Origin of the sequence: Rhodococcus sp. OK611, assembly GCF_003050885.1 — a bacterium.
Classification (GTDB): domain Bacteria; phylum Actinomycetota; class Actinomycetes; order Mycobacteriales; family Mycobacteriaceae; genus Rhodococcus_G; species Rhodococcus_G oryzae.
In genome coordinates, this window is record NZ_QAOZ01000013.1 from 74428 (window position 1) to 96707 (window position 22280).

At 69.9% G+C, this 22280-nt stretch carries 26 protein-coding genes and 1 pseudogene; 14 read left to right on the forward strand and 13 right to left on the reverse strand.

Going from position 1 to position 22280, the window contains the following annotated elements; genetic code table 11:
* Nucleotides 1-273: 273 nt before the first annotated feature.
* A complete protein-coding gene (locus C8K38_RS27775; RefSeq protein ID WP_257017550.1) occupies nucleotides 274-396 on the forward strand; it encodes a hypothetical protein in 123 nt (40 codons plus the stop codon).
* A 146-nt stretch (nucleotides 397-542) separates the two neighbouring features.
* On the opposite strand, the pseudogene C8K38_RS28105 reads toward C8K38_RS27775, so the two are convergent.
* Nucleotides 543-638, reverse strand: a pseudogene (locus tag C8K38_RS28105) (DUF2510 domain-containing protein); the annotation flags it as partial.
* 338 nt (nucleotides 639-976) lie between these two features.
* On the opposite strand from C8K38_RS28105, the gene C8K38_RS17410 reads away from it, so the two are divergent.
* The gene (locus C8K38_RS17410) at nucleotides 977-1744 is read left to right on the forward strand and encodes a MerR family transcriptional regulator (RefSeq protein ID WP_097212682.1); all 768 of its coding nucleotides are present in this window, start codon (nucleotides 977-979) and stop codon (nucleotides 1742-1744) included.
* A gap of 84 nt (nucleotides 1745-1828) precedes the next feature.
* The gene (locus C8K38_RS17415) at nucleotides 1829-3355 is read left to right on the forward strand and encodes an alpha/beta hydrolase (RefSeq protein ID WP_097212683.1); all 1527 of its coding nucleotides are present in this window, start codon (nucleotides 1829-1831) and stop codon (nucleotides 3353-3355) included.
* A 7-nt stretch (nucleotides 3356-3362) separates the two neighbouring features.
* Here C8K38_RS17415 and C8K38_RS17420 read toward each other — a convergent pair whose 3' ends face one another.
* A complete protein-coding gene (locus C8K38_RS17420; protein ID WP_097212684.1) occupies nucleotides 3363-3995 on the reverse strand; it encodes a hypothetical protein in 633 nt (210 codons plus the stop codon).
* 198 nt (nucleotides 3996-4193) lie between these two features.
* On the opposite strand from C8K38_RS17420, the gene C8K38_RS17425 reads away from it, so the two are divergent.
* On the forward strand, nucleotides 4194-4979 hold the full coding sequence (locus tag C8K38_RS17425; RefSeq protein ID WP_097212685.1) for a siderophore-interacting protein: 786 nt from the start codon (nucleotides 4194-4196) through the stop codon (nucleotides 4977-4979).
* Here the strand turns inward: C8K38_RS17425 and C8K38_RS17430 are convergent.
* Together C8K38_RS17430 and C8K38_RS17435 are read right to left on the reverse strand one after the other, a co-directional pair.
* Complete coding sequence (locus C8K38_RS17430; RefSeq protein ID WP_097212686.1) at nucleotides 4976-5572, reverse strand: hypothetical protein; 597 nt, start codon at nucleotides 5570-5572, stop codon at nucleotides 4976-4978. The two genes, C8K38_RS17425 and C8K38_RS17430, sit on opposite strands and share 4 nt — an antisense overlap.
* 67 nt (nucleotides 5573-5639) lie before the next feature.
* Nucleotides 5640-6827, reverse strand: coding sequence for a multidrug effflux MFS transporter (locus C8K38_RS17435; protein ID WP_097212687.1), 1188 nt, complete (start codon nucleotides 6825-6827; stop codon nucleotides 5640-5642).
* 84 nt (nucleotides 6828-6911) lie between these two features.
* Between C8K38_RS17435 and C8K38_RS17440 the strand changes: the two genes are divergently transcribed.
* The gene (locus tag C8K38_RS17440) at nucleotides 6912-7862 is read left to right on the forward strand and encodes a tyrosine recombinase XerC (protein WP_097212688.1); all 951 of its coding nucleotides are present in this window, start codon (nucleotides 6912-6914) and stop codon (nucleotides 7860-7862) included.
* Between the two features lie 6 nt (nucleotides 7863-7868).
* On the opposite strand, the gene C8K38_RS17445 is transcribed toward C8K38_RS17440, so the two are convergent.
* Complete coding sequence (locus C8K38_RS17445) at nucleotides 7869-8231, reverse strand: cupin domain-containing protein (protein ID WP_097212689.1); 363 nt, start codon at nucleotides 8229-8231, stop codon at nucleotides 7869-7871.
* Nucleotides 8232-8497: 266 nt separating this feature from the next.
* Between C8K38_RS17445 and C8K38_RS17450 the strand changes: the two genes are divergently transcribed.
* Entirely contained in the window at nucleotides 8498-9580 is a 1083-nt protein-coding gene (locus tag C8K38_RS17450) for a MinD/ParA family ATP-binding protein (protein ID WP_097212798.1), read from the forward strand.
* Here C8K38_RS17450 and C8K38_RS17455 read toward each other — a convergent pair.
* Complete coding sequence (locus C8K38_RS17455; protein WP_097212690.1) at nucleotides 9577-10074, reverse strand: M23 family metallopeptidase; 498 nt, start codon at nucleotides 10072-10074, stop codon at nucleotides 9577-9579. The two genes, C8K38_RS17450 and C8K38_RS17455, sit on opposite strands and share 4 nt — an antisense overlap.
* A 271-nt stretch (nucleotides 10075-10345) precedes the next feature.
* On the opposite strand from C8K38_RS17455, the gene rpsB reads away from it, so the two are divergent.
* The 7 genes from rpsB (at nucleotide 10346) to C8K38_RS17495 (ending at nucleotide 15671) form a co-directional block, all read left to right on the forward strand.
* Nucleotides 10346-11233 (forward strand): 30S ribosomal protein S2, encoded by an 888-nt coding sequence (rpsB, locus tag C8K38_RS17465; protein ID WP_097212692.1) that lies wholly within the window; start codon nucleotides 10346-10348, stop codon nucleotides 11231-11233.
* A gap of 89 nt (nucleotides 11234-11322) precedes the next feature.
* Nucleotides 11323-12147: a translation elongation factor Ts gene (gene tsf, locus C8K38_RS17470; protein ID WP_077041243.1), complete on the forward strand. Its 825-nt coding sequence runs from the start codon at nucleotides 11323-11325 to the stop codon at nucleotides 12145-12147.
* 204 nt (nucleotides 12148-12351) lie between these two features.
* A complete protein-coding gene (pyrH, locus tag C8K38_RS17475; protein WP_077041244.1) occupies nucleotides 12352-13095 on the forward strand; it encodes a UMP kinase in 744 nt (247 codons plus the stop codon).
* Nucleotides 13096-13132: 37 nt separating this feature from the next.
* Nucleotides 13133-13690, forward strand: a complete 558-nt coding sequence (gene frr, locus C8K38_RS17480; RefSeq protein ID WP_097212693.1) for a ribosome recycling factor — start codon at nucleotides 13133-13135, stop codon at nucleotides 13688-13690.
* Nucleotides 13690-14553, forward strand: a complete 864-nt coding sequence (locus tag C8K38_RS17485) for a phosphatidate cytidylyltransferase (RefSeq protein WP_257017551.1) — start codon at nucleotides 13690-13692, stop codon at nucleotides 14551-14553. Before frr ends, C8K38_RS17485 begins: the two co-directional genes overlap by 1 nt.
* A 16-nt stretch (nucleotides 14554-14569) precedes the next feature.
* Nucleotides 14570-15274, forward strand: coding sequence for a class I SAM-dependent methyltransferase (locus tag C8K38_RS17490; protein ID WP_097212695.1), 705 nt, complete (start codon nucleotides 14570-14572; stop codon nucleotides 15272-15274).
* Nucleotides 15275-15320: 46 nt separating this feature from the next.
* A complete protein-coding gene (locus C8K38_RS17495; protein WP_097212696.1) occupies nucleotides 15321-15671 on the forward strand; it encodes an iron chaperone in 351 nt (116 codons plus the stop codon).
* A 93-nt stretch (nucleotides 15672-15764) separates the two neighbouring features.
* On the opposite strand, the gene C8K38_RS17500 is transcribed toward C8K38_RS17495, so the two are convergent.
* From C8K38_RS17500 to C8K38_RS17525, 6 genes are all read right to left on the reverse strand, one after another.
* On the reverse strand, nucleotides 15765-16601 hold the full coding sequence (locus C8K38_RS17500) for an ABC transporter permease (protein WP_097212697.1): 837 nt from the start codon (nucleotides 16599-16601) through the stop codon (nucleotides 15765-15767).
* Entirely contained in the window at nucleotides 16598-17398 is an 801-nt protein-coding gene (locus tag C8K38_RS17505; protein ID WP_097212698.1) for an ABC transporter ATP-binding protein, read from the reverse strand. Before C8K38_RS17505 ends, C8K38_RS17500 begins: the two co-directional genes overlap by 4 nt.
* A gap of 36 nt (nucleotides 17399-17434) precedes the next feature.
* Nucleotides 17435-18274, reverse strand: a complete 840-nt coding sequence (locus C8K38_RS17510; RefSeq protein ID WP_097212699.1) for a DUF4097 family beta strand repeat-containing protein — start codon at nucleotides 18272-18274, stop codon at nucleotides 17435-17437.
* Between the two features lie 68 nt (nucleotides 18275-18342).
* Nucleotides 18343-18855: a YlcI/YnfO family protein gene (locus tag C8K38_RS17515; RefSeq protein WP_097212700.1), complete on the reverse strand. Its 513-nt coding sequence runs from the start codon at nucleotides 18853-18855 to the stop codon at nucleotides 18343-18345.
* Nucleotides 18856-19168: 313 nt separating this feature from the next.
* Nucleotides 19169-20005, reverse strand: coding sequence for an HpcH/HpaI aldolase/citrate lyase family protein (locus tag C8K38_RS17520; RefSeq protein ID WP_373560269.1), 837 nt, complete (start codon nucleotides 20003-20005; stop codon nucleotides 19169-19171).
* 105 nt (nucleotides 20006-20110) lie between these two features.
* On the reverse strand, nucleotides 20111-20494 hold the full coding sequence (locus C8K38_RS17525) for a lipopolysaccharide assembly protein LapA domain-containing protein (RefSeq protein ID WP_097212702.1): 384 nt from the start codon (nucleotides 20492-20494) through the stop codon (nucleotides 20111-20113).
* A gap of 93 nt (nucleotides 20495-20587) precedes the next feature.
* On the opposite strand from C8K38_RS17525, the gene rlmN reads away from it, so the two are divergent.
* The gene (rlmN, locus tag C8K38_RS17530) at nucleotides 20588-21697 is read left to right on the forward strand and encodes a 23S rRNA (adenine(2503)-C(2))-methyltransferase RlmN (RefSeq protein ID WP_097212703.1); all 1110 of its coding nucleotides are present in this window, start codon (nucleotides 20588-20590) and stop codon (nucleotides 21695-21697) included.
* Between the two features lie 6 nt (nucleotides 21698-21703).
* Here rlmN and C8K38_RS17535 read toward each other — a convergent pair whose 3' ends face one another.
* Nucleotides 21704-22255, reverse strand: coding sequence for a hypothetical protein (locus C8K38_RS17535; RefSeq protein ID WP_097212704.1), 552 nt, complete (start codon nucleotides 22253-22255; stop codon nucleotides 21704-21706).
* Nucleotides 22256-22280 lie beyond the last annotated feature (25 nt).

Consider the following 22280-nt stretch of genomic DNA (forward strand, 5'->3'; position numbering starts at 1 on the left):
GATTTGCCCTTCGTGGTGACACCAGTCGCTCCTGGAGTGGAGCAGAACGACCCCGGGTGAACTGTTCCTCCGGATCGCTCCACTGCTGGAGGCGAGTAGACCGGTGCGGGCGCAGGTGCCACCGTTGTCGTGGGAGGGGAGAATAGCGGTGCAGGAGCTGGCGGCTGGTTTCTCGGGACCCACGTCGATCCGCAGAGTCTGTCGCCCTCGAGCCCCATCGACTCCCGCCAGTCCGAGTCGCTGCACGAGGCTTCGAGTGACAGTGTGGGTTCGATGGTGATCGGCCGCTGCGTCGTGGACTCGACAACCGGTGAAACCGGTACCGTGGCCGGCTGCGATGAGGGCGGAACCGTCCTCGTTGTTGTCGTTGCGCGCGGCGTCGAGGAAACCGGTTGAACCGTAGCGGTAACCGTCGTTCCGGCATCGGATCCGGTATCACCGCCGTCGGTCATTGCCCCGAATGCGATGAACGCAACCACAGCCGCACCGACCAGCCAAGGCCAATTTTGATGCTTCTTCTTGGCCCCATTACCGGCCACACGCGGACGCGCCTGGTCGGTCCATCTCTCGCCGTCCCAGTAGCGCTCACTTGCGCTTGGATCGTATGGGTCCGAGTGCCAGCCAGCGGGAGGGAGCATTCCAAGTCCGTCTCTTGAGGGTCAAGCTCAGTGATTGCTCGGAGAGTTTGACAGACCGAACGGTACGGGTCGGCAGTCCCCTGAAACTGCTGTCGTTCAGTCAGACGACACCGCCTGAGCTGAGGTTATCCAGTTGCACGAGCGGTTGGGGGGCGGGTGTGCCGATCGAGTCGGTGTGGGGCGCGCTGTCGGTGCTGGAGCTGGTGGGATCGGACGAGACGATGGTTCAGGCGGGGATGACGCTGTGACTTGACCCTGCCCCTGGGGCAGGCTTGCAGAATGGTCGGCATGACGAGCACCGAGACCCCGAGCGACGCCCGAAGGCGCGGTGATCGGTGATGCTCACGGTCGGCGAACTCGCATCACTGGCGGGCACCACTGTGAAGACCGTGCGGCACTACCACGCCCGTGGCCTGCTCGTGGAGCCCCCGCGGGAGGCGAACGGGTACCGCCGCTACGGCGCGCAGGACCTGGTCCAGCTCAGCCGCATCCGCAGGCTTCGCGACCTCGGACTGTCCATCGCCCAGATCGGCGATCTGCTCGATGGCGAGACCGGCGGCATCCACCAGGCGCTCGACGCGCTGGACGATGAACTGGCCGAGCAGTCCCGGCTCATCGCGCTCCGCCGCCGCACCATCGCGGACCTGCGAGGAAGCCTCGATCCGGAGCTGCCCGACGAGTTCGCGAAGGTGATGTCGGAGTACCTCGCCGCGGGGGTGTCGCCGGAATGGGTCGCGCAGGAGAAGGAGTTCCTGCTGCTCGTGCTCGCAGTCTCGGCCGGGAGTCCCGACGTGAGCGAGCGGCTGCTCAGTATCCACCGGCGGGTGCTCGCACAACCCCATCGGGCGCGCGGCGTCGATCTTATCGGCCGGGTTTCGCGGCTAGGGGACGACGCCGGCGCCGCCGAGATCGAAGCGCTCGCAACGGACTACTGCGCCTTCATGGCGGAGGTGCTGCCCGACCAGATGCGTCCCAGTGAGGTCCCGTACATCAGGGACGACGAGCGGATGGCCGCCCTGATGGATGAGCACCGCTTCAACAACGCCTCATCCGGTTACGCGAGGTTCGTCCGGGCGGTGGCCGCCCGGCTCGCCGACGGCGCCTAGCGCCGCACACCACCGATTCACCCATTCATGCCCGCGTCACTTGCGGGTCCATCTGTCATGCCCGAATTCAGGAGGTACACGCGCATGCGAAAACTGACAGTCATCACGGCCGCGGCGGCAGCGGTGGGCGCCATGCTCGCCGGATGCGCTCAGCCCCAGGCGGATCCGGAGGCCACAGGCCCGCTATCGAGCGCGTCGGCCGCCGACCTCGACCGCTACTACCGGCAGCCCGTCTCGTGGGCGGCCTGCGCCGACGAGCAACTCGCGGCGACCGGCAGCGAGTGCGCCACTGTCGACGTCCCGCTCGACTACCGGGATCCGCAGGGCGCGACCATCGAACTCGCGATCTCCCGGATGGCGTCCACCGACCCCGACAGCAGGCGCGGCATCCTCCTGACCAACCCCGGTGGACCGGGCGGCCGCGGCCTTGGTATGCCTGCCAACCTGCGCGAAGGGATGACCCCCGACGTGTCCGCCGCTTACGACATCATCGGGATGGACACCCGCGGGCTAGGCGCCAGTACCCCGCTCGACTGTGGGTTGACGGACATGACCTGGTTCCGCTCGACCGGCGCCGGGCGATCGGGGTTCGACGAGAACGTGCAACGGGCCTCGAAGGCCGCCGACCTGTGTTGGGAGAAGTATCCGGATGTGTTGCCGCACATCAACACCGCCAACATCGCCAGGGACCTCGACGTAATTCGCGAGGCACTGGGGGAGGAGACCGCTTCGTACTACGGCTGGTCCTACGGCACCGTGCTGGGCGCGACGTACAGCCAGATGTTTCCGGAGAGGATCGATCGCCTGGTGCTCGACAGCGCGGCCGATCCGGCCAAGTACGGCATCGAGATGTTCCGGGACATGGGCCCGGCCAACGAGAAGGCCATCGACGGCTTCGCCGGCTGGGCGGCGCAGCGCGACGACGACTACGGCCTTGGGGCCGCCCCGGCGCAGGTGCGGGCGGGCATCGAGCAACTGATCGCCGACGCGGCGGCGACCCCGATCACGGTGGGGCAGTTCACGCTCGACGACCACACGCTGCCGTTCGTGCTGTACTTCTATGCCACCAGCGACACGGACAACGCCGCCTTCGCGGACGCCCTGGTGCAGCTCCGTCAGTTCGCGGCAGGCAAGCAGGTGACGCCGATGCCGAAACTCGCGGGCCTGCTGCAAGCGATGTTCCGCCCGGAGTCAGGCACGGGACCCGACTACGCGTCGACCCTGGCCATCCTCTGCGGCGACCGCGCGATGCCGACGGACCCGGAGTGGTACTGGCAGAACATCGAACGCGCTCGCGCCGACCAGCCCATCTTCGGATCCGTGCACAATTCCATTACGCCGTGTGCGTTCTGGCGTGGGGAACCGATCGAGCAGGTCGAGATCGGCAATGACACCCCCGCGCTGCAGGTGCAGTCGCTCGGGGACACCAGGACCACTTACGAGGAGGGCCTTGGCATGCACCGGGCAATGCGAGGGTCGAGGCTGGTCACTGTGCCGGGACGCACGCATGCCGTGTTCCCGGACTACCCCAACGATTGCGCGCGCGACGCGGTGAACGACTACCTCAGGGAAGGCACACTGCCGAGCGAAGACGTCGTCTGCGAGGCGTAGCCGGGCGTCAGCCGAACTGCGGGCAGATGTGCTGCCGCGCCGCGTCGTAGGCCCTGGTCTCCTCCTCCAGCGCCTGCTGCTCGGCCGAGGAGTCGCGACCCGCGGCCTTCGCGGCGTCCAGGGCGGACTGCCGGGCACCGATGAGGGCCGCCGTGTATCCCGCCCAGTCGTCCCAGGAGCCGGTCGACACAGCGGCGGGCAGCATCTGCTCGTAGGCCTCGCAGTAGCCGTGGCCCGCGGACACGATGGCGGCGCGTTCGGCGCGCGGGCTCAGCGTGATCGCGCCCGCGGTGATGTCGTCCCAGCGGCTGTCCGCGCAGACGGCGCTTGCGTACCCGGCGTCGCCGCCCTCGGGCACGTTCCGGAAGACCGTGCTCTGTCCGACGCGCTCGACCTGGGCCGGGCGCGAGGCGGCGAACTGGTCCACCAGGTTCTGCTCGACGGAGTCTGTGGTCCCGTCGCCCCTCGGCCGGAGCACGTCGACGAGCTCCTCGGCGGTGGCGTTGGGGAACGTCGCGTCGACGCATGCCGCCGCCTCCGCCGTTCCGGGCTCGGAGGAGGCCGCCGAGCACCCGCCGAGCAGGACGGCGGTCAGCGGCAGGAGGACGGCGAGCGAACGGATGCGGCGGATGTGTGTCATTGCCCCTCGAGAAAAGACGCGGAAGTCGTTGGCGGCGGGGTTGGTTCACCTCGCCCCGGCGTGGACGGTCGAACGCACACGGCGAATCGGCCAGGCAGCAGTATCTCAGGCCGTGGCCGAGAGAGAGGGGAATCACGCCATCCACCTCGAGTCAGCCGGTACTGTGTTAGGTAACACTAACTATCGAGAGGTGTCGGAATGGCCAGGCGAATCACCACCCTCACGGTCTCGCGCACTCAGCGGCTGACCCCGCACCTGGTGCGCGTCTACCTCGGCGACCCCGGCTTCGAGGAGTTCGTCCCCAACGACTTCACCGACGCCTACGTCAAGCTGATCTTCGGGCCAGATGACGATCAGGTGCTGCGCACCTACACCGTCAGCTCCGTGGACGACGAAAACCGCGAGGTCGCCATCGATTTCGTCGTGCACGGCGACGAGGGAGTGGCCGCACCGTGGGCGGCGTCCGCCCAGCCGGGGGAGAGCGTGCGACTGTACGGGCCCGGCGGGGCCTATGCGCCGCGCGCGGACGCCGACTGGCACCTGCTCGCAGGCGACGAATCGGCCATCCCCGCGGTCGCGGCGGCGGTCGCGGCGCTGCCCGCGGACGCGGTGGCGCGGGTGGTGCTCGAGGTCGCGGGCCCGGACGACGAGGTGCCCCTGCCATCGCCCGCGCCAGTGCAGGTCACCTGGGTGCACCGCGGCGGCGCCGCCGACGAGGTGGGCGACGACCGGGCGGGCGACAACGCGCCGCTGATCGAGGCGGTCAAGGCCGTGCCGTGGTTGCCCGGTCAGCCACACGTGTTCATCCACGGCGAGGCGCATGCCGTGATGCACGGTCTGCGCGCCTACATCCGCAAGGAGCGCGGGGTCGCCGCCGAATGGGCGTCGATCTCCGGCTACTGGCGACGCGGCCGCACCGAGGAGGGGTTCCGGGTGTGGAAATCGGAGCTCGCGGCCACCGATAACCCCGAACGCCCGCGCTAGCCGACGGGGACCGACGCGTCGCGGCGAACCAGACGAATCCCGGTGCCGCTGAGCGCTATCGCGATGATCAGGCCCAGCGCGAGGCCGATGGCGGGGAAGCTGAGCCAGGTCGGCCCGAGGTCGATGTGCCACGGCAGTGATGCGGTGGTGGGATCGCCGGTCGGTGTTCGGTCCAGCGCGAAGGGCTGGCCCAGTTGGGGCGGATGGATGCCGCCGACGAGCGCGACGATCGCGCCGTAGACCAGGCCGCAGATCACGAAGACCGCGAACAACGGCCCTCGGCCGCCGCCCCCGCGGCGGACCAACCGCCAGCCGGACAACCCCACCAGCGCACCGACGGCGGCCAGCATCGTCGCGCCGACGGCCGGGAAGATCAGCAGCGCCGGGAGCCACGGCGGGCCGGGGAAGTACATGAACCCGTAGTAGATCGTCCGCACGCCCAGGCGGCCGTTCGGCTCCGTGGGCGAGTAGTCGGCGTACGGGGTCGCGTGGCGCCAACCGATCGCGCCGAGCACCCCCGCGGCCAGCCCGAACACGGCCAGCGCGGCGACCAGTGCCAGGAACCTGCTGCCCGTCCCGTTGCGGTTGCTCACCGGATCATCATCGCGGACACCGGGTCCCAGACGGTGTAGTCGACGCCGGGCGCGTCACGCCGTCGGTCTAGACCCGGGCCGCCGCGACGTCGGCACCGGTGTCCGCCGGCTTTGCCGGCCTGCCAAGGGTGAGCAGCGCCGTCATCGCCGCGACCGCGCAGACCACGATGCCGATCGACATCCCCAGCGCGGACCCGCCGACCAGCGGCGAGATCAGCGCCGCCAGGCCGAACTGGCCCGCGCCCATCAGCGCGGACCCGGTGCCCGCGGCGGCCGTCACCTCGGACTGCCCGAGCGCGGTGGCGTTGCCCATGATGAATCCGAGGCTGGTGGTCACCAGAAACAGCAGGGGCAGCACGACCGCGGTCGCGGCGGCGCCGACGGTCACCTCGAGCAGCAGCAGGGTGCCTGCGGTGAGCAGCATCGACACCCCGAACCTCAGCAGCTGGCGGGCGTGGAACCGCCCGATCAGCCTCGTGTTGACGATGCTGCCCGCGACGATGCCGATCGAGTTGACGCCGAACACGATCGAGAACTGACCGGGGGTCAGGCCGAGCACGTCCTGCACCACGAAGGGCGAGGCGGAGATGTAGGAGAACAGCGCGCCGAATCCGAACATGAACGTCAGCGCGTACCCGACGTAGCGGGGGTTGCCGGTCACGTACCGCATGTTGTGCGCGAGAGCCGAGAGACCGCCGCCGTGCCGTCGTTCGACGGGCAGCGTCTCGGGAACCAGCGTCAGCACGCCGACGAGCATCACCACGGAGGCCGCGGCGAGCACCCAGAAGATGCCGCGCCAGCCGATCGGTCCGAGCAACGCGCCACCCATCAGCGGGGCCAGCACGGGGGCGACGCCGCCGATGATCATCATGATGCTGAACAGCTTCGCGGCGTTGTCGCCCTTGGCCCGGTCGGCGATCACCGCGCGCGCCAACACGATTCCCGCGCCGCCGCTGAGGCCCTGCAGCAGTCGGGCGCCGATGAGCACCTCCGCCGACGGTGCGAGCGCACAGGCCACGCCGCTGATCGCACAGACGATGGTGCCGCCGATGAGCAGCTTGCGCCGCCCCCATCCGTCGGAGAGCGGGCCGATGATCAGCTGGCCGATGCCGAGGCCCGCCATGAAGGTGGTGAGGGTGAGCTGGACCGTCGAGGCCGAGGTGCCGAGGTCCTCGCCGAGCGCGGGCAGGCCCGGCAGGTACATGTCCGTCGCGAGCGGCGCGATCGCGGACAGCAGGGCGAGGATCAACAGCATCGGGATCGGAATGGTTCGGCTCACATGAGGGACCCAGCGGCGCGGGTGCTTGATTTATTCCCGTCCGGGGGACACGGTGCGAACATGAGTTCGCATGCGAAGCGGCAGGAACCGGGCGAGGTGCCAACGCGGTTGGCGTCGCACCTCGATGCCTACGGCGAGTACCTGTCGCTCGAGCGCGGCCGGTCCGAGCACACGGTCCGGGCGTATCTGGCCGACGCCCGGTCGCTGCTCGCGCACCTCGCGGCCGCCTCGCCGGACGCGGGCCTCGACGACATCGACCTGCGGGCGTTGCGGTCCTGGCTGTCCGCGCAGGCGTCGGCGGGGGTGGCGCGCACCACCCTGGCCCGCCGAACAGCGGCCGCCCGCACCTTCACCGCCTGGCTGACCCGCACCCGCCGGATCCCGCGCGATCCCGGCGTCCGCCTCGTCGCACCCAAGGCGCACCGCACCCTGCCTGCCGTGTTGCGCCAGGGCCAGGCGGCGGAGGCCATGCAGGCCGCGGAATCCGGTGCCGCGCAGCTCGAACCGATCGCGGTGCGGGACCGGCTGATCGTGGAGTTGCTGTACGCCAGCGGAATCCGGGTCGGGGAGCTGTGCGGCCTCGACCTCGACGACGTCGACCTCGAACGCCGGGTGCTCCTGGTGCTGGGCAAGGGCAACAAGCAGCGCTCGGTGCCATTCGGGGGACCGGCGGCCGCCGCCGTCGACGCCTGGCTGACCTCGGGACGCCCCGCGCTGGTGAACGAGCGCTCCGGCCGGGCGCTGCTGCTCGGCCGTCGCGGTGGCCGGATCGATCAGCGGCAGGCCAGGAGCGTCGTGCACGAGGTCCTCGAGGCGGTGCCCGGCGCGCCGAGTCTCGGCCCGCACGGGCTGCGGCACTCGGCGGCGACCCACCTGCTCGAGGGTGGCGCCGACCTGCGGGTGGTGCAGGAGTTGCTCGGGCACAGCAGCCTGGCCACCACGCAGCTCTACACCCACGTGTCGGTGGCGCGGCTGCGCGCGGTGCACGATCAGGCGCACCCACGGGCCTGACGGCGGTTACTGCTTCGCGTAGTCGGCGAAGCCCTGCCAGTCCACCAGGATGCAGGCCTCGTCGCCGACCACCCACGCGTCGTGACCGGGCGGGGCGATCATCACGTCGCCGGGACCGAACTCCTGCCGTTCGCCGTCATCCATGACCACGACCATGCGTCCGGAGACGCAGTAGCCCACGTGCGCCGCCTGGCAGCTGTCGGTCTTGGCGATCGGCTTGACGTGGTCGGACCACTTCCAGCCGGGTTCGAAAACCCCGCGCCCGACCGCTCCGCCTGCAAGGTCGACCAGATCGATCTTGCCCTTGCCGTCCTCGAACGGGCGGGTCTCCTCGGGTGAATCGAAACTCTTGCGAACCAATCCGGACATGGCCTGCCTCCTGTGGTTGCCTGTCACCGATGCTTCTCCCCGGTAGGGGGCGATGTCCAGGCTCCACTTGGTAGCCTCGCCCAGACTGCTGCGGGTCGAACCCGCAGATCTGCCACACATTCGGGGGAATTGTGAACCGCGATCATTCGACGCCGGCCTGGCTGCAGGGAGCCGCCGCGCCCGCGGAGGAGCCGGCCTGGACGGATCGGAGTGCGCCGCCCACCGCGGTGCCCGCGTGGTCGGCAGCCGCACCCGCAGTATCCGCGATGCCCGCCGGCCCTCAGGAAACGTGGACCGGGCCCAACCACGCCGTCGAACCCGGCTGGGCGCAGCCCGAACCCGCCCCGGTCGAGCCGACCTGGACCGAGCCGATCCGCCCACCGGCGCCGCCGCACCAGCCCACCAACCGGGACCTGGTCGCCGGGGCGCTGCTCAAGCGGCCGCGACGTGCCCCCGACGCAGGCTGGCGCGCGGCCGTGCACCGCATCTCCGGCGGGGTCATCAACCCCGGTCAGTCCGGCGAGGAACTGCGACAGCAGGCGCTGGTCGAGCGGATCAACCAGCCGATCCGGGGCGACTACCGGATCGCCTTCCTCTCGCTCAAGGGCGGAGTCGGCAAGACCACCACCACGGTCGGGCTCGGTTCGACCTTCGCCTCGCTGCGTGGGGACCAGGTGATCGCGGTGGACGCGAACCCGGACATGGGCACCCTGGCGACCCGGGTCCCGCTGCAGACCGCCTCGACGGTGCGCGATCTGCTCGCCGACGCGCCGAACCTGCGCCGCTACTCCGATGTGCGCAGGCACACCTCGCAGGCCGAGAGCCGGCTGGAGGTGCTGGCCAGCGAGCAGGACCCGGCCATGTCGGAGGCGTTCAGCGAGAACGACTACCGGTCGGTCATCGACATCCTGCAGGTGTACTACAACATCATCCTCACCGACTGCGGCACCGGAATCATGCACTCGGCGATGAACGGCGTTCTGCAGCTTGCCAATTCGCTGGTGCTGGTGAGCTCGCCCGCGATCGACGGGGCCCGCAGCGCCGCGGCCACCCTGGACTGGCTGCAGCACCACGGCTACGGGCACCTGGTCGAACGGACGGTCGTGGTGATCAGTTCTGCCCGGCCGGGCGCGTCCACGATCGATCTCGACGAGCTGAGCAGGCACTTCCTCGCCCGGTGCCGGGCCGTCCAGGTGGTGCCCTTCGACGAGCACCTCGCCGAGGGCGCCGAGATCGACCTGAACCTGCTCCGGCCCGCCACCCGCCGGGCCTTCGTCGAGCTCGCGGCGATGGTCGCCGACGACTTCCCGGCCTCCTCGGGCAGGCATGCCGTCGCCGAGTGGAGCTAGTTCCGCCTGCCCTCCGCGCCCAGCGGCTTGAGCCGGACCGGCGCCGATCGCACAAGGCCGAGCGGGTCGAGGTACTCGCGGCCCCGCCGCAGCCCCCAGTGCAGGCACGTCCCGCACCCGGGATGTCCGGGCTCCAGGATGCCGAGCGGCGTCCCGCGCCCCACCCGCCCGCCGACGGCGACCGCCGCGCGGACCGGCTCGTAGGTGGTCCGCAGCCCGCCCGGGTGATCGATCGAGACCACCGGCTTGCCCGCCACCACGCCCGCGAACGCCACCACTCCCTCGCCCGCCGCGAGCACCGCCTGGCCGGGGCTGCCGACCAGGTCGACGCCGCGGTGCCCGGGCAGCCAGTCGTGTTCGGGTGGGTCGAAGGCCCGCGCGAGCGCCGGGCGCGGACGCAGCGGCCAGGAGTAGCCGTCGGGCGCGGCCGTGCTCGGTGACGGACCGCCGAGCAGGACGATCGCGCACAATCCGAGAACGGTCAGGATCCGCATCGCTCCACCCTGGGCCACGCCGGGTCGCCGCAGGGGCCGCGTCGGGCGATCTGTGGACAGATCGGCTGTCCACAGCGCCGGTTATGACCTGCTGGTGTCAGCCCGTACACTGTCCATGCGGTCTGTGCACGCACAGTCCGACTTCGCGCGCCCGCGCATGAACAACGGCCTCCGGCTGGTCCTGCACTCGTGCAGGTCCGGGGGCTGGCGGGCGCCAGGGCAGGGATCACCGATCGCCTGCGTCAACCGGCTATGAAAGAGGTACACAGCCATGGCTGTCGTAACCATGAAGCAGATGCTCGACAGTGGTACCCACTTCGGGCACCAGACCCGTCGCTGGAACCCGAAGATGAAGCGTTTCATCCTCACGGACCGCAACGGCATCTACATCATCGACCTGCAGCAGACCCTCACGTACATCGACAAGGCGTACGAGTTCGTCAAGGAGACCGTTGCCCACGGCGGCACCGTCCTCTTCGTCGGCACCAAGAAGCAGGCGCAGGAGTCCATCGCCGAAGAGGCGACCCGCGTGGGCATGCCCTACGTGAACCAGCGCTGGCTCGGCGGCATGCTGACCAACTTCACCACCGTCCACAAGCGTCTGCTGCGCCTCAAGGATCTCGAGGCGATGGAGCAGACCGGTGGCTTCGAGGGTCGCACCAAGAAGGAAATCCTCATGCTCACGCGTGAGATGACCAAGCTCGACCGCACCCTCGGTGGTATCCGGGACATGGCCAAGGTCCCGTCGGCCATCTGGGTCGTCGACACCAACAAGGAGCACCTCGCGGTCTCCGAGGCTCGCAAGCTGAACATCCCGGTCATCGCGATCCTGGACACCAACTGCGATCCCGACCTGGTCGATTACCCGATCCCGGGTAACGACGACGCGATCCGCTCCGCCGCTCTGCTGACCAAGGTCGTCGCCTCCGCGGTGGCCGAGGGCCTGCAGGCCCGCGCGGGCCGCGGTTCCGCGGACGACGCGAAGCCCGAGGCCGGCGCCGAGCCGCTCGCCGAGTGGGAGCAGGAGCTGCTCTCGCAGGCCGCCCCCGCCGCCGAGGCGGAGGCAGCAGCCGAGGCTCCCGCAGCTGAGGCTCCCGCAGCCGAGGCTCCCGCAGCCGAGGCGACCGAGGCTCCCGCAGCCGAGGCCCCGCAGGCCTAGTGACTCGGCCCTGACCTTCCAAGGTCAGGGCCGCTTCACTTCATGCTCCACCCCAGGCATCGAATCTCACTCAAGGAGGCTCGCCCCCAATGGCGAACTACACCGCCGCTGACGTGAAGCGGCTCCGCGAGCTCACCGGCTCCGGAATGATGGATTGCAAGAACGCGCTTGCCGAGACGGACGGCGACTTCGACAAGGCCGTCGAGCTGCTCCGCATCAAGGGCGCCAAGGACGTGGGCAAGCGCGCCGAGCGCACCACGGCCGAGGGCCTGGTCGTCGCCAAGGACGGCGTCATGGTCGAGCTCAACTGCGAGACCGACTTCGTCGCCAAGAACGCCGAGTTCCAGGAGCTCGCGGACAAGGTCGTCACCGCGGCCGCCGCCGCCAAGCCTGCCGACCTCGACGCCCTCAAGGCCGCCTCCGCGGGCGACCAGACCGCTGACGAGCTCGTCGCGGCGCTGTCCGCGAAGATCGGCGAGAAGCTCGAGCTGCGTCGCGTCGTCGCGTTCGACGGCCCGGTCGCGACCTACCTGCACAAGCGCAGTGCCGACCTGCCGCCCGCCGTCGGCGTCCTGGTCGAGTACCAGGGCGAGGGCGACGCCGCTGCGGAGGCCGCTCGCGCCGCCGCCATGCAGGTCGCCGCGCTCAAGGCGAAGTACGTCACCCGTGACGAGGTCCCCGCGGAGATCGTCGAGGCCGAGCGCCGCGTCGCCGAGGAGACCGCCAAGGAGGAGGGCAAGCCCGAGGCTGCGCTCCCCAAGATCGTCGAGGGCCGTGTCAACGGCTTCTTCAAGGACGTCGTGCTCACCGAGCAGTCCTCCGTCACCGACTCGAAGAAGACCGTCAAGGCGCTTCTCGACGAGGCTGGCGTGACCATCACCCGCTTCGCGCGGTTCGAGGTCGGCGCCAGCTAGACGGCACCAGCTCCACCGAAAGGCCCCGCCCCGGTTTCCGGGTGCGGGGCCTTTCTGTGTGTGCCGCGCGCGTCGTCGGCCCCGGGCGCCGTTCGCGGGGGCGGATAAGGCAGGATGGAGTGGTCATCTGTGGCCAGAACACCGGGTGGCCCATTCATGCTGGCCACACACCGCCCAGCGCGGCACCGACGATCGAGGAGAGCCATGACCGAACCCGCACCGACCGATTCCGCACCCCGACGGGACGGCTTCAAGCGCGTCCTCCTCAAGCTCGGTGGCGAGATGTTCGGTGGTGGCGAGGTCGGCCTTGACCCCGACGTGGTGCAGACCGTGGCGGAGCAGATCGCCGACGTCGTCAACTCCGGCGTGCAGGTCGCGGTCGTCATCGGCGGCGGCAACTTCTTCCGCGGCGCCGAACTGCAGCAGCGCGGCATGGACCGGTCCCGGTCCGACTACATGGGCATGCTTGGCACCGTGATGAACTGCCTTGCGCTGCAGGACTTCCTCGAGAAGCAGGGCGTCGCCACCCGCGTGCAGACCGCCATCACCATGGGCCAGGTCGCCGAGCCGTACCTTCCGTTGCGGGCGCGCAGGCACCTCGAGAAGGGCCGCGTCGTCATCTTCGGCGCCGGCATGGGCATGCCGTACTTCTCCACCGACACGACGGCCGCGCAGCGCGCCCTCGAGATCGGGGCCGAGGTCGTGCTGATGGCCAAGGCCGTCGACGGCGTCTACACCGCGGATCCGCGGGAGGACCCGGACGCGACCATGTACACCGACATCACCCACCGCGAGGTCATTGAGCAGGGACTGAAGGTGGCCGACGCCACCGCGTTCAGCCTGTGCATGGACAACCAGATGCCGATGTTGGTGTTCAACCTGCTCACCGAGGGGAACATCGCGCGCGCGGTGGCCGGTGAGAAGATCGGAACACTCGTCAAGTCATGAACCATCCCACCGCACCCGCCGAGCCTGGAGGAACACCGTGATTGATGAAGCTCTCTTCGACGCCGAGGAGAAGATGGAAAAGGCCGTCGCGGTGGCCAAGGAGGACCTCGGCGGAATCCGCACCGGCCGGGCGAACCCGGGCATGTTCAACCGGATCGTGATCGAGTACTACGGGTCGATCACGCCGATCACCCAGCTGGCGAGCATCAACGTGCCCGAGGCGCGGATGGTCATCATCAAGCCCTACGAGGCCGCGCAGCTCGGTCCGATCGAGACCGCGATCCGCAACTCGGACCTGGGGCTCAACCCCAGCAACGACGGCAGCATCATCCGCATCTCGGTGCCGCAGCTGACCGAGGAACGCCGCCGCGAATTCGTCAAGCAGGCGAAGGGCAAGGGCGAGGACGCCAAGGTCTCCATCCGCAACGTCCGCCGCAAGGCGATGGACGAGCTCTCGCGCATCCAGAAGGACGGCGACGCGGGCGAGGACGAGGTCGGGCGCGCCGAGAAGGAACTCGACAAGACCACCGCCAAGTATGTGGCGCACATCGACGAACTTGTGAAGCACAAGGAAGCTGAATTGCTGGAGGTTTAGTGTCAACCGAAGGCTCGGCGCCCCAGGGCGCCGCCGCGGCCGTGAACGCCAAGGCAGGACGCGACCTGCCCGCGGCGATCGGGGTCGGCGTTGGACTCGGGGCGATGCTCGTCGTCGCGCTGCTCTACGTCCCGAACCTGTTCTTCGCCATCGTGGCGGCCGCCATGGCCGTCGCGACGTGGGAGGTCACCAAGCGGCTGCGCGAGGGCGGGATCGCGGTCCCGTTCGTCCCGCTGCTGCTCGGTGGGCAGGCCACGATCTGGCTGGGCTGGCCGTACGGCACCACCGGCGTACTCGGTGGGTTCGCAGGCACAGTGCTCGTGTGCATGGTGTGGCGACTGCTGCAGGGCGGGCTGAAGGCCACCCCGCAGAACTTCCTCCGCGACACCGGTGTCGCGGTCTTCGTCGCCGCGTGGATCCCGCTGCTTGCCTCGTTCGCGACGCTGATGGTGCGTCAGGAGGACGGTCCGGGACGGATCTTCTGCCTGATCATCGGGGTGGTGTGCTCCGACGTCGGCGGCTACGCGGCGGGTGTGCTGTTCGGCAAGCACCCGATGGTGCCCGCGATCAGCCCGAAGAAGTCCTGGGAGGGCTTCGCCGGTTCCCTGCTCTTCTGTGTGATCGGCTCGGTCCTCACCGTCACCCTCATCCTCGATGCCGACGCGGTGGTCGGTGTGGTGCTCGGCGTCGTGCTGGTCCTGGTGGCCACCACCGGCGACCTGATCGAGTCGCAGGTCAAGCGCGAGCTCGGCATCAAGGACATGGGCACGCTGCTGCCAGGGCACGGCGGGATCATGGACCGGCTGGACTCGCTGCTGCCGTCCGCGTTCGTCACCTGGCTGGTGTTCACCGCGCTGCTGTGACCGTGCGAGCGCAGTCGTGACGGCACCGATCCCGAGCCCCAACATCTGGCACTGGCCGGACGTCTACGAGGTGGAGAACCGCGCCCAGGACGCCGACGGCGCCGTCTTCGCGGAGTTGCGGCGGGTCGCGGACTGGGCCGGGCGCGACGTGCTGGACCTCGGCTGCGGCACCGGTTTCCACCTACCGGTGTTCGCGGCGGGGGCCCGGTCGGTGATCGGCGTCGAGCCGCACCCACCGCTGGTCGACCGGGCGCGCAGGCGCACGGCGGGACTCGACACCGTCACGGTGCTGGCGGGCTCCGCCGAGCGGATCCCGCTGCCCGAGAACTCCGTGGACATCGTGCACGCGCGGACCGCGTACTTCTTCGGCGCGGGCTGCGGGCCGGGCATCACCGAATCCATGCGGGTCCTGCGGCCAGGGGGAGTGCTCGCGGTGGTCGACCTGGACGCCACCGTCGGCCCGTACGGCGAGTGGATGCGCACGGACCTGCCGCACTACGACCCGGCCGGAGTCGAGTCCTTCTTCGCCGCACAGGGATTCGAGCTCTCGCGGGTGCGGACCCGGTGGGAGTTCGACAGCAGGGAGTCCCTGCGCGCCGTGCTCGGGATCGAGTTCAGCGGAAAGATCGCGCAGCGCGCCTATGCGCAGACCCCGGGACTGTCGCTCGAGGTCGGCTACCGGATCCACACCAGGCGCGCGCCCGCCGGATTGCTGTATTGAGTCGATCCGCCTGCCCGAGACCGCCGGGCGGGGGCATGATGGCCCGATGGCTGAGCTGACCGATTATCTGGCGACGCTCGACGAACCCGAGCGGTCGTTGCTCGACGGCATCCGGGTGCGCGCGCTGGAACTGGCCCCCGACGCGACCGAGGGCGTGAGCTACGGCATGCCGGCGTTGCGCTACCGGGACAGGCCGCTGCTCGCCGTGCGCGCCGCGGCCACGCACCTGTCGGTGTTCCCGTTCAGCGCGGCGGTCGTCGAGGCGGTCGCGCCCGAGCTGGGCGGCTACTCGCTCTCGAAGGGCACGATCAGGTTCACCGCGGACCGGCCGCTGCCGCCGCAGGTGCTCACCCGCATCATCGCCCTGCGCCGCGAGGAGATCGATGCCGCGCGCTGACCGGTTCGCGACCCAACCGATCCCCTCCACCAACGAGCTGTGAGGGCCACTCCGGGAGATTCCCCGGTGTGACCCTGACAGCTCGTGGATGGTTCAGAGGCGACGCTCGCGGCGGTAGAGCGAGCGCGCCCATGCGTATCCGGCGACGCCGATCGCCACGGTCCAGCCGACGGCCTGCGCAACCACCGCTCCCTCGAGCCCCGCGCCGCCGGCGAGCAGCCCGCGCACGGTCTCGATGATCGGCGTGAACGGCTGGTACTCCGCAAACCAGCGCACCGCCGTCGGCATGGTCTCGACCGGCACGAACCCGCTACCGAGGAAGGGCAGCAGCAGCAGGATCATCGGGGTATTGCTGGCCGTCTCCACGCTGCGAGCGTTCAGCCCCATGGCGACGCACAGCCAGCTGAGGGCGAGGCCCAGCAGCACGAACAGACCCAGGAGCGCGGCCCAGTCGAGCACGTCGGCGTCGGGACGGTAGCCCATCGCGAGTGCGGCGCCGAGCACGAGGACGAGCGCTGCCAGCGACTGGAGCACCGTGCCGAGCACCTGCCCGGAGAGCACGGACCCCGGCGAGATCGCCATGGTCTTGAACCGCGCCATGATCCCGCTCGCGGCGTCCATGGCGGCGCTGATGGCCACGGACTGTCCCGCGCCGACGATGGTGAGGATGAACAGGGTGGGCGTGATGTAGTCCAGGTACGCCGCTCGCCCGTCGGCACCGGGGGCGACCCCTGGCATGACGCCTGCGCCGAGGGCGCCGCCGAAGATGTACACGAACAGCACGAGCATCACCAGCGGGCCGGCGACGAGGAACATGGTGAGCCCCGGGTAGCGCACCGCGCGAAGGAGGTTGCGCCGCAGCATGGTGAGGACATCCGTCGCCGGGCGCGAGCGCAGGGTGGCGGGAGCGGTGGTGGCGATGGTGGTCATCGGACGTTCTCCTCGGTGGTGGCGGGGTCGTTCTCGGTCTCGGTGGGGGGCTCGGTGAGGGCGAGGAACACGTCGTCGAGCGAGCCGGTGTCGTGCGCGGCCTTGAGTTCGGCGGGCGTCCCCTCGGCGACGATGCGGCCTTCGTTCAGAACGGCGACCGAGTCGGCGAGCTTGTCGGCCTCCTCGAGGTACTGCGTGGTGAGCAGGATCGTGGTGCCCGCGGCGACGAGCGTCCGCACCTCGTCCCACAGGACTCGACGGCTGCGCGGGTCGAGGCCCGTCGTCGGCTCGTCGAGGAACACCACGGACGGTGCGCCGACGAGCGTCATCGCGAGGTCGAGCTTGCGTTTCATGCCGCCGGAGAAGGTCGCCACGGGCTTGCGCGCGGCGACGGCGAGGTCGAAGCGCTCGAGCAGGTCGGTGATCCGGCGGCGTCCCTCGGTGCGGCCGAGGTGGTTGAGGTCGGCCATGAGCCGCAGGTTCTCGGTGGCGTTGAGCAGCTCGTCGACGGCGGTGATCTGGCCGGTCACGCCGATGGACGCGCGCACCGCCTCGGGCTCACTCGCCACGTCGTGGCCCGCGACGCGGACCGTGCCCGAGTCGGCGGCGAGCAAGGTGGACATCACGCCGACGGCGGTGGTCTTGCCTGCCCCGTTGGGGCCGAGCAGGGCGGTCACGGTGCCGGCAGGGACGATCAGGTCGACGCCGTCGAGCACGAGCTGCTCGCCTGCCTTCGACCGGTACGACTTGCGCAGACCGGCGACCTCGATCGCGGGACCGCGGACGGTGGTGGTCATGGGTTCTCCTTCGATGGTGGGTTGTTGGGGCTCGGTTCAGGCGTGCGGACGTCGGACGACGATGTCGCCGTAGGTGCTGCTGATTCGTGCCTCGACGGTCCTGTCGTTTTCGTCGGGGCCCGTGGCGTCGTGCAGGAGGTTGCGGACCTTGCCGTGCTGCGCGGTGGCGTCGAGCCAGGCGGCCGTGCCCTCGGGCACCCCGACCTCGATCGCGCCGGTCGAGCTCTCGAGCTGGACCCGGCCGCTGATGGCCTGCTCGACGCGGATGTTTCCGTGCGCGGACCGGGCAGTGGTGTCACCGAGCGACCGCTCGATCGTGATGGGCCCGTGGGCACCGTTCACCCGCAGGATCCCGGTGGACTGGCCGATCTCGGTGGGGCCGTTCGGGTTCTTGATGCTGGCGTCTCCGTCGAGCTCGCGGATGCGCACGCCGCCTGCGGTGACGACGATCTCGCTGGAGCCGAGGGCGCGTCCCACGACGACGGAGCCCGCCGTCGCGCGGAGGTCGAGCCTGCCGGCCTCGTCGATCCGGACGTCGCCCGCGCGGCTCGTGAACGAGCAGGCGCCGAGCCGACCCTGGGCGAACAGGGGGCCGAGCGCGCCGCCCTGCAGGGCGGAACCGGTCGGGAGCTCGATCGTGATGTCGACGGCGGACTTGGTGAGGTATTTCCACCTGGTGTTCGTCTGCACGGTGAGGGTGCCGTCGTGGAAGTCGATGCGGGTCTCCTCGGCGGCCTTGACATCGCCGGACTTGTTCGGGTCGTTGGGGCGGACGGTGACCACGGTGTCGGCGCGATCGCTGGCGACGAGGTTGACGGCGCCTGCGGCGATGTCGACGGCGACGGTGATCGATTCTGGGGTCGCGAAAATAGGCATGGTGTGTCCTCGGGGTGTGGTGTCGGCCCCTGTTGGCGGGGCGCGGGTCTGGGGTTCGGGGTGTTAGATCAGCGCACCCAGCCGGTCAGCCGACCGGCGGTGCTGGAGGTGCGTGCTGTGGCGCGGGACGGTGCGGCGGGCTGAACAGCGGCCGCGACCGCGCGCACGAGCCAGGTGTTGAGGGATACGCCCTCACGGGCCGCCGCCGCCTCGACCTGGGCCTTGAGCTGGTCGGGGAGGCGGAGCGTGGTGCGGGACGTGCTGACGTCGTCGGGGTCGAGGGGCGTGGGCAGCGCGGGCTCCGCCGTCGCGGGCTCTGCGTTGTCGAATGCCGAGGCCGGCGGGGGAGTGACGACGAACTCCGGGTCACGGCCCTGGAGGCGCACGTCGACGGACCCGGGGGCGAGCTCGGCCGTGATCTCGTTCGCCGCTGTCGAGAGCGCCTCGAGCAGCACGAGTCGGACGGCGGCGTCGAGCGGGGCGGTCAGGCGGTCGGCGAGCTCACGTGCCTCGTCGCCGCCTGCGGCGGCTGCGGTGGCGAGCTGGTGCTGTAGCTCGTCGACGTATCTTGTCAGGTTCATGACACCACTATGACACCACTCGGGTGTCGGCACAAGGGGTGGGGTGTCACTTCTGGCATCACAGTGGTGTCACTGTGATGCGAAATTGATAAATATGCAGGTCAAGGCGATCTTATGCTCGCGAAGAAGATTTTGGAGATGCGACGCAATGGGGCGTTCTTGGGGAGTTTTGGGCATGACGACGGTGCCTGCGGCCGCGACGACACCACGGGTTGTCGCGGCGACACCACTCGAGCCCGCGCGGATTCACCGAAAAGGCCCAGGTCCCGCGATCGGGACCTGGGCCGTGTTCGGCGAATCGCGGAGCCGGGGCCTAGTCCAGGCCGAACGACCTGGCGAGGTCCGCGACCTTCTTCGCCTTGGCCAGGCGCGGCAGGTCGCTGCCGTCACGCACGCGTTCGCCGTCCTCGCCGAGTTCGGCGATCACATCTCGTGCCCAGACGACATCGTCCTGGCTCGGGCTCAGCGCCCGATTGACCGCGAGGGCCTGATCGGGGTGCATGCAGAGCTTGCCGGTCAGCCCCATGGACGCGGTCAGCGCCGAATCGCGTTGCAGGACGGTCTCGTTCGTGCTGATGGTCGGGCCGTCGATCGGTCCGGTGAGCCGGGCCGCGCGGCTGGCGACGACGAGGCGGGACCGCGGGTACGCCATCGCCATCGGGTCGTCGCTCATGCCGGTGTCGCGGCGGAAGTCGCCGCTGCCGAACGCGAGCCGGAACACCCCGTCCGCCCTGGCGATCTCGGGCGCGGCCTCCAGGCCCATCGCCGATTCGATCAACGCGAGGATGCGGGTGCCCTCGGGCAGCCGGTCCGCGGTCGCGTCGACCTGGTTGCCGCTCTCGGTCTTGGCGAGCATCACCCCGGCCAGGCCGGGAGCCGCCGCGAGGGCCGCGAGGTCGTCGGCCCAGTAGGGCGTGGTGGCGTCGTTGATGCGGACCCAGGCGCTGCCGCCGCGGCTGAGCCACTCGACCACCCGGGCGCGGGCCGCGGGCTTGGCGGGCGGGGACACCGCGTCCTCGAGGTCGAGGATCACCGCGTCCACCCCGGATTCGGCGGGTGGTGTGAAAGCCTCGGGCTTGGTGGCGGGCACCAGCAGCCAGGACCGGGCGAGATCGGGTGGGGCGGCAACCCCTCGACGCTCCGCGTGAATGGTCACAGCAACTCCTCCGATGATCGGGACGACGTCTTTCATCGTCCTCTCGCCGGGGGTGCCGAGCCAGTTTGCGTAAGTAATGTGCGCCGTCGCACAGGCGGGTCAGTGGGTGGTGGAACTGGCCTTCTTCGCCAACCGGCGGATCTGCACGATGCGGACGCCGCCCGCGAGGGCCATGATCAGCGCGCCCGCGATCGCGGCCAGCAACAGGCTCACGCCGAGCGGCAGCGAGAACTCCCAGAAGAACAGCTTGAGCCCGACCTTGTCGAGGTTCTGCAGGATGAACACCAGCAGCAAGATCAGGACCAGGACGCCGATGACCAGGCCGGTCCAGGTGGCGGCTGCCTTGGTATGCCCGAGGCTGGTGTGCCGATCGAGTGCGGCCTGGGCGGGGTCCACCGGCGGCTCGGCGGCGGGCGCCGGCTGGGTCGCACCACGCGGGTCGTCGCTCAGGTCGTCCGGGTTGGGTCCGTCGCTGTGCGCCATGCCCCGATCATTTCGCACCGGATGTGTGATTGCACGCGCATCGCGACGAGAATTCGCATGTCGCGGGTGCCGGATGGGACACTGGAGCACACTATGGCCGTTTCAGTCCCGCTCGTGTTCAACGCTCCGCGTCGCGGCATGCCGCCGACGCACCTCGCCGACCTCGACTCCGAGGGCAGGAAGGCGGCCGTTCAGGAGCTGGGCCTGCCCGGATTCCGGGCGGATCAGCTGGCCCGTCAGTACTACGGCCGGCTCGAGGCCGATCCCGAGAAGATGACGGACCTGCCCGCGTCGGTGCGCGAGAAGGTGAGTGAGGCGCTATTCCCGACGCTGCTCACCGCGGTCAAGCACGTCGCATGCGACGACGGCACCACCCGCAAGACGCTGTGGAAGGCGAACGACGGCACGCTGCTCGAGAGCGTGCTCATGCGCTACCCGGACCGCGCGACGCTGTGCATCTCCAGCCAGGCCGGCTGCGGGATGGCGTGCCCGTTCTGCGCGACCGGCCAGGCCGGACTGACCAGGAACCTCTCCACCGCCGAGATCGTGGATCAGGTCCGCTCGGCGGCCGCGGCGATGCGGGACGGCGACGTCGCGGGTGGCGAGGGCCGGCTCTCGAATGTGGTCTTCATGGGTATGGGGGAGCCGCTCGCGAACTACAAGCGGGTGGTCGCCGCGGTCCGGCGGATCACCTCGCCCGCGCCGGACGGCCTCGGGCTGTCGCAGCGCTCGGTGACCGTGTCGACGGTCGGGCTGGCGCCCGCCATCCGCAAGCTCGCCGACGAGGGGCTGTCGGTGACGCTCGCGGTGTCGCTGCACACCCCGGACGACGAGCTGCGCGACACCCTGGTCCCGGTCAACAACCGCTGGACTGTCGCCGAGGTGCTCGACGCCGCCAAGTACTACGCCGATCAGACCGGTCGCCGGGTGTCGATCGAGTATGCGCTGATCCGCGACATCAACGACCAGCCGTGGCGCGCCGACATGCTCGGCAAGAAGCTGCACAAGGCGCTGGGCTCGCGGGTGCACGTGAACCTGATCCCGTTGAACCCGACACCGGGCAGCAAGTGGGACGCGAGCCCCAAGGACGTCGAGCGTGAGTTCGTGCGCCGGGTCGTCGCGCAGGGCGTGTCCTGCACCGTCCGTGACACCCGCGGCCAGGAGATCGCCGCGGCCTGCGGGCAGCTCGCCGCCGAGAACTGAGCCCGTTCAGCGGAACTGGGTGATCGCGGGGTATCCGCGCGCCCGTCCCTGCGCGGCGAGTGAGGTCAGTGAGGCGAGGATTCGCGGGGTGGACACCCGAATCCACGCGAACTGGCCCAGCAGGAAGACCGCGGTCGCGACGTAGAACCAGCGGGGTTCGTTGACGGCGGCGTTGACGACGAGGCCCGCGGCCAGGATCAGGAACGCCCATGACGAGGATTGCGCGCGGGTACGCTCGGTGATCTCGCTTCCGATCATCGATCCCCACTGCTCCTGGTCGAGGTGCTCGGGGAGGCGGCCGGTGTCGATCGCCGCGAAAAAGGTCCGCATCGTCGCGGTATCGCGATAGCGGCGTCGGCGATGGACGGTGCTGAATGCGATGGCGACCCCGGCGCCCAGCCCGAACGCCAGGCCGAGCACGACCGTGCCGATCCCGACATCGAGGCCGAGGGTGCCGAGAAGCGCCACAGCGAGAGCGCAGGTGATGAAGGCGCACATGGCCCCGACCGCCCACGGCGGTGCGAACCGCAGTGCCCGTAGACAGTTGACGACGCTCATTGGATTCCCCCCGTTCGCGCGCCCC

Bases quoted from the DNA above. Each gene is read 5' to 3' on its own strand.
- C8K38_RS27775 (WP_257017550.1), top strand. From the start codon at position 274: ATGGTGATCGGCCGCTGCGTCGTGGACTCGACAACCGGTGAAACCGGT.
- C8K38_RS17410 (WP_097212682.1), top strand. From the start codon at position 977: ATGCTCACGGTCGGCGAACTCGCATCACTGGCGGGCACCACTGTGAAG.
- C8K38_RS17415 (WP_097212683.1), top strand. From the start codon at position 1,829: ATGCGAAAACTGACAGTCATCACGGCCGCGGCGGCAGCGGTGGGCGCC.
- C8K38_RS17420 (WP_097212684.1), bottom strand. From the start codon at position 3,995: ATGACACACATCCGCCGCATCCGTTCGCTCGCCGTCCTCCTGCCGCTG.
- C8K38_RS17425 (WP_097212685.1), top strand. From the start codon at position 4,194: ATGGCCAGGCGAATCACCACCCTCACGGTCTCGCGCACTCAGCGGCTG.
- C8K38_RS17435 (WP_097212687.1), bottom strand. From the start codon at position 6,827: ATGCTGTTGATCCTCGCCCTGCTGTCCGCGATCGCGCCGCTCGCGACG.
- C8K38_RS17440 (WP_097212688.1), top strand. From the start codon at position 6,912: ATGAGTTCGCATGCGAAGCGGCAGGAACCGGGCGAGGTGCCAACGCGG.
- C8K38_RS17445 (WP_097212689.1), bottom strand. From the start codon at position 8,231: ATGTCCGGATTGGTTCGCAAGAGTTTCGATTCACCCGAGGAGACCCGC.
- C8K38_RS17450 (WP_097212798.1), top strand. From the start codon at position 8,498: ATGCCCGCCGGCCCTCAGGAAACGTGGACCGGGCCCAACCACGCCGTC.
- C8K38_RS17455 (WP_097212690.1), bottom strand. From the start codon at position 10,074: ATGCGGATCCTGACCGTTCTCGGATTGTGCGCGATCGTCCTGCTCGGC.
- rpsB (WP_097212692.1), top strand. From the start codon at position 10,346: ATGGCTGTCGTAACCATGAAGCAGATGCTCGACAGTGGTACCCACTTC.
- tsf (WP_077041243.1), top strand. From the start codon at position 11,323: ATGGCGAACTACACCGCCGCTGACGTGAAGCGGCTCCGCGAGCTCACC.
- pyrH (WP_077041244.1), top strand. From the start codon at position 12,352: ATGACCGAACCCGCACCGACCGATTCCGCACCCCGACGGGACGGCTTC.
- C8K38_RS17495 (WP_097212696.1), top strand. From the start codon at position 15,321: ATGGCTGAGCTGACCGATTATCTGGCGACGCTCGACGAACCCGAGCGG.
- C8K38_RS17500 (WP_097212697.1), bottom strand. From the start codon at position 16,601: ATGACCACCATCGCCACCACCGCTCCCGCCACCCTGCGCTCGCGCCCG.
- C8K38_RS17505 (WP_097212698.1), bottom strand. From the start codon at position 17,398: ATGACCACCACCGTCCGCGGTCCCGCGATCGAGGTCGCCGGTCTGCGC.
- C8K38_RS17510 (WP_097212699.1), bottom strand. From the start codon at position 18,274: ATGCCTATTTTCGCGACCCCAGAATCGATCACCGTCGCCGTCGACATC.
- C8K38_RS17515 (WP_097212700.1), bottom strand. From the start codon at position 18,855: ATGAACCTGACAAGATACGTCGACGAGCTACAGCACCAGCTCGCCACC.
- C8K38_RS17525 (WP_097212702.1), bottom strand. From the start codon at position 20,494: ATGGCGCACAGCGACGGACCCAACCCGGACGACCTGAGCGACGACCCG.
- rlmN (WP_097212703.1), top strand. From the start codon at position 20,588: ATGGCCGTTTCAGTCCCGCTCGTGTTCAACGCTCCGCGTCGCGGCATG.
- C8K38_RS17535 (WP_097212704.1), bottom strand. From the start codon at position 22,255: ATGAGCGTCGTCAACTGTCTACGGGCACTGCGGTTCGCACCGCCGTGG.